Below are 4,951 nucleotides of genomic sequence, written 5' to 3'. Positions count from 1 at the left end.
TTTCTCCAGTACCGACGAATTTAATAGGTTGTCCTGAAACTTGGCGCACGGAGAGAGCAGCACCACCACGGCTATCCCCATCTAATTTGGTGAGAATTGCTCCTGTAATACCGATTTCTTCCTGGAAAGTATAAGTCAGGTTAGCAGCTTCTTGACCAGTCATGGCATCCACTACTAACAGAGTGTCATCGGGTTTAATCGTGTCTTTGATGCGAGCCAATTCTCCCATCATTTCGGGATCGATTTGCAGTCGCCCCGCCGTATCGACAATTACGGTATCAACACCTAACTCTTTAGCTTTCTCTATCCCCTGACGGGCAATTTCTACGGGGTCAGCATCAGTTCCCATTTCAAACACGGGAACATCTATTTGATTACCTAGAGTAAGTAGCTGGTCAATCGCAGCAGGACGATAAACGTCTGTCCCTACCATCAAACAGGTGCGCTCTTGTTTCCGCAGATAGAGGGCTAATTTGGCAGTAGCGGTAGTTTTACCCGTACCCTGTAAACCTGCCATTAAAATAACTGTAGGAGCTTGCTCTGCTTGTGCAAGGGGTACATTGCTTTCCCCCATCACAGTAACTAATTCATCGTAAACAATTTTGATGAACTGTTGTCCTGGGTTAACTCCTGATAAAACATCTGAGCCTAAAGCTTTTTTCTCAACTTCACCAATAAAGCTTTTAACTACTTGCAGGTTAACATCGGCACTTATTAAAGCTCGACGAACTTCTTTTAAGGAATCTTGAATATTGGATTGATTAATTTTATCCTGACCGCGCAGCTTTTTCCACGCATCATCTAACTTGTCAGCGAGAGCTTCAAACATAAAGCAATATTTACGAAAATAAATTTAATGATTAATTCTTAATCGTAACGCAAAGAGAGTCTCTAAGATGAGAGAGCAGTAATAGGGAAGATGCCATGGCAAGTCAAGGTTTAATTTTAGCAGTCGCTTTAGGTTTGGTTCATGGATTTGCTAATAAATTGCCCATTTTCTCAATTATTCCTCGTTTTCGCTGGACATCTTTTGCTGGTGGGGTATCTCTTAGCTATGTGTTTTTAGAAATATTTCCCGAACTTAGTCATGCGCAAGAAGAACTGCAACACTCGGAGATTTTCCTGATACAGTATTTAGAAAATCATGTTTATATCTTGGCACTTCTGGGACTATTATTGTTTTATGGCTTGGATGTATTAGCTTTAAGGGCTAAATCTCACCAACAAGCAACCTCTGAAACAGAACAGCATAACTCAGCTATTTTTTGGATTCATCTTAGTGGCTTTGCTATTTTCAATGTTATTTTGGGTTATCTATTACAGAACTTGAGCGAACATAGTTTAATAGCTTGTATTCTTTTTTTTATTTCTGTTGCTCTACACTTTTTTATTATTGATGAAAACTTACGAGAACATCAACAATCTCTCTACGATAAGTTAGGTCGTTGGCTATTAGTTAGTGCGATTATTTTTGGTGCAGTTATAGGTCAAATAGCTCATGTAAACGAAGCAGCGATCTCAATTATTTGGTCATTTCTTGCAGGTAGCATTATTCTTAATGTTCTCAAACGAGAATTACCTGATGAAAAAGAAAATTGTTTCGGTTCTTTTATCAGTGGTGCATTTCTTTTTGCCGTACTAGTACTGTCTATGTAATATCAGTGTTAATTATACTAATTAAGCCAAATTGCTGAAAATAAATTAATGGTGATTGAGATCACAAGTTTTCCCGAAACTAACCTAGTAAGATGCTCTTATAAATCATAAATACTGCTGACCAATTTAATATATAAGGTTGGTATATAATAAGTAACTATCAATTTTAAAATATTAACTGTTTAGACCTTCTATCAATTAAATTTGTTAGGAGGTTTAATTTTATTCTATTTGTTGTACTGACTAAATTATTTATGATACTAAATTAAAAAATATTTACAGCACATATAACAATTCTCGGTTTTTTGAAGTACACCTTGATAGAGTCAGGGAATGGGAAATAGGGAATAGGGCTTTCGAGGTTTTTCGCACTTGTTGAAATTCGTACCTTATGAGTTTAAGAAACGCTCCAAATAGAATTTAAGGGTAACATAGGCGTGTAATTGCGATCGCAATTACGCTCATTGATATAGTTTTCAAGTCTTTGAAACCATGAAGCTTTTGATAACTACAATTATACTTCTTAAAATAGCGATCGCTTCAAAAAAAAGGGATTTTCTCAAGAAAAGAGCTCCCATTAATATTTTAAAAGCGATCGCTGATACTAGCTAGCTAGTTATCGATAACCTGCGTATTATCAAATCGATATAATTTGAAGAAAACTCGGTCAACTAATAACTTCTGCTGGCGTTACTGAAATCTCATTATCAGATTTATTATCAGATTCTTGGTTTTCATTCACTAAGTTCTCTTTTTCAGCAATAGATTCAGAGCTAAACTTTTCTTGACGTAGTAATTCTAATTCAGTTTGGCGAGATTCGATATCTTTCTTCAATTGCTGAATCTGATTTTCTCGCTCTTTGATTTGACGTGCTTGACCCTGAAACTGAAAGTGATTGCGCACCTTGATCCAGGTCAGATATAGCCCTGTTAAAGTAGCTCCAATTCCCATAGAAACAATTAAAACAAGTGCTAAATGGGCTTGAACTTCCAACTGAGGAAGAATTTTGAGGGCTACATCTTGAGTATTTTCCAGACTAAAAAGCGCAAGAGCTAAACAAGTGACAAAAAGTATTAAAAAATCAACAATAATCATAATTTTGGGCAAATTTTTCACTAAGCTGGACAATTTCTGTTCGTACGTGGTTGAATACACTAAAGTAACGATACAAACAAAAATTTTGTCATTATCTTAGAACAAAAAAGTGACAAATTCGGTTTAATATAAAAGCACTAAAATAACAATTAAAATAGACCTGTCCCATGATAATAGCGATCTCGCCGTTGGCGAGGCGCGTTGCGATCGCAGTTTGGCAGTTATTTAGGTAATCCCCAAGTGAGTCAAAGTAATTTAAAAAGCTAAAGCCAGACCATCTGCTCTAGGTTCAGAAGCAGCAATTAAAACATTATCTTGACGCAGAATTATTTGACCTTTGCCAAACATACGGGGATGGGCGAGACGAATATTATGTCCTCTATCGACTAAATCTAAAACGATATCTTGGGGAACATGGGTTTCCAATAGCACTAAATCTTTTTCTAGATAACGCCAACGGGGTGCATCTAAAGCGGATTGAGGATTCATGCCGTAATTAACCATATTTACTACTACCTGTAAATGTCCTTGGGGTTGCATCGGCGCACCCATCACACCAAAAGGGCCCAAAGCTCGATCGCCTTCAGTGAGAAAACCAGGGATAATGGTGTGGAATGGACGTTTATGGGGCGCTACTTCGTTGGGGTGTCCTGGCTCTAAAGTAAAACCCAGTCCTCGATTGTGTAGAGCAATACCCGTTTCTGGCACCAATAGCCCACTACCAAAACCTTGATAATTAGACTGAATTAGAGATACCATCAAATTTTCATCTGCTGCTGCTAAATACACTGTTCCCCCTGTAGGTAAGCCTGGTGTCGCCAGAGAAATAGCTCGCTCTCCAATTAGTTCACGGCGTTGAGCAGCATAATTTTTGGCTAATAGTTGTTCTGAAGATACTGACATCGATCTCGGATCGGCGACATATTGATGTAAATCAGCAAAGGCTAATTTGATCGCTTCAATTTGACGATGAAAACTCGCTCCTGAATCGCGGGGATATTGTTGCAGATCGAATCCTTCGAGAATATTTAAACCCATTAGTGCTGCAATTCCTTGGGTATTAGGAGGTATTTCCCAAACCTTGAGATTGCCATACTGAGTCGAAATTGGCTCTACCCAGTCCGCTTGATGGTTAGCTAAATCTTCGGTAGTTACCAAACCACCTGTATCCTCTGCATATTTGGCGATCGCTTGAGCTAATTTTCCTTGATAAAAACTTTCTCCTCCAGTGGCAGCTATTTCTTTTAAAGTAGCAGCGTGAAATTTACTACCCCAAATTTCTCCAACTTTAGGGGCGCGATTCTGGGGAAAAAAGACTTGTTTGAATGACTGATATTTTGGTGCGGTGAGGGGCAAAAAAGTCGCTGCTGCTTGTTGCCAAGCTTGTGCTGTTATGGGAGATACGGGATAACCTTCACTGGCATAACGTATTGCTGGGGAAAATAATTGCTCGAAGGGTAATTTTCCCCATTTCTCCCAGAGACTACGCCATCCAGATACTGCTCCAGGTACGGTAACGCTTAACCAACCCAAGAGAGGAATTCGTTCTAAATCCTTAAAGCGATCGCTGGTTAAAGCTTGAGGACTTCTTCCAGAGGCATTCAAACCATGTAGCTTACCATCATCCCAAACCAAGGCAAAAGCATCACCACCAATACCGTTAGAAGTAGGCTCTACTACGGTTAGTGCAATAGCCGTTGCGATCGCTGCATCCACCGCATTACCCCCTGCCCAAAACATCTCCATTCCTGCCAGAGTAGCCAAAGACTGACTGGTTGCCACCGCGCATTTCCGACCTAAAACGACGCAGCGCGATGAATTATAAGGATATTGCAGCAGATTATTCATAAATACTCGCTCGACAATTGCTTTTTCCAATCCTACTGTATTCGTGGCACTTAAATTGGGAATTGCATCTCAAGATATCCCTCTTCTGTCACTTTCCGAATTAAAAGATTACGAAATAAGGTGATTTATCCAGAAAGAAGCAGTGTGGGAAATTGATTAATGCTATCAATTAAGTTATGTAATCCTAGTAATAAAGAAGAATTAGAAAATATCTCTAGCCAGGGAAAATTAACCATAAAAGAAGGCTTGGTTGAATCAGAAGACGGACATTATTTAAGACATACTTCCATCCTATTTGATGATTCCATTGTGGATGAGAAGTCCAATCAATATTGGGTTGAGGTGCTTCAG

General features: G+C 39.0%; 5 protein-coding genes. 2 read left to right on the top strand and 3 right to left on the bottom strand.

The features are described 5' to 3' along the window. On the bottom strand, positions 1-829 hold an 829-nt coding region (locus H1P_RS31015), incomplete at its 3' end, for a signal recognition particle protein (RefSeq protein WP_144875001.1). Between the two features lie 95 nt (positions 830-924). Between H1P_RS31015 and H1P_RS31010 the strand changes: the two genes are divergently transcribed. Further along, positions 925-1,656, top strand: a complete 732-nt coding sequence (locus H1P_RS31010) for a hypothetical protein (RefSeq protein WP_144874999.1) — start codon at positions 925-927, stop codon at positions 1,654-1,656. Between the two features lie 667 nt (positions 1,657-2,323). Here the strand turns inward: H1P_RS31010 and H1P_RS31005 are convergent. Then, entirely contained in the window at positions 2,324-2,752 is a 429-nt protein-coding gene (locus tag H1P_RS31005) for a LapA family protein (RefSeq protein WP_144874997.1), read from the bottom strand. 255 nt (positions 2,753-3,007) lie between these two features. Next, a complete protein-coding gene (locus H1P_RS31000; RefSeq protein ID WP_144875003.1) occupies positions 3,008-4,600 on the bottom strand; it encodes a gamma-glutamyltransferase in 1,593 nt (530 codons plus the stop codon). 159 nt (positions 4,601-4,759) lie between these two features. On the opposite strand from H1P_RS31000, the gene H1P_RS40050 reads away from it, so the two are divergent. Continuing rightward, on the top strand, positions 4,760-4,951 hold a 192-nt coding region (locus tag H1P_RS40050), incomplete at its 3' end, for a hypothetical protein (RefSeq protein ID WP_186376246.1).

Source organism: Hyella patelloides LEGE 07179 (assembly GCF_900659865.1).
GTDB classification, from domain to species: Bacteria; Cyanobacteriota; Cyanobacteriia; order Cyanobacteriales; family Xenococcaceae; genus Hyella; species Hyella patelloides.
The sequence above is the reverse complement of the archived record's forward strand: the minus strand, read 5'-3'. Positions and strand labels throughout refer to the sequence as shown.

What these genes read in the sequence shown, in the direction of transcription:
- H1P_RS31000 (WP_144875003.1), bottom strand. Translation starts at nt 4,600, where the DNA reads ATGAATAATCTGCTGCAATATCCTTATAATTCATCGCGCTGCGTCGTT.
- H1P_RS31010 (WP_144874999.1), top strand. Translation starts at nt 925, where the DNA reads ATGGCAAGTCAAGGTTTAATTTTAGCAGTCGCTTTAGGTTTGGTTCAT.
- H1P_RS31005 (WP_144874997.1), bottom strand. Translation starts at nt 2,752, where the DNA reads ATGATTATTGTTGATTTTTTAATACTTTTTGTCACTTGTTTAGCTCTT.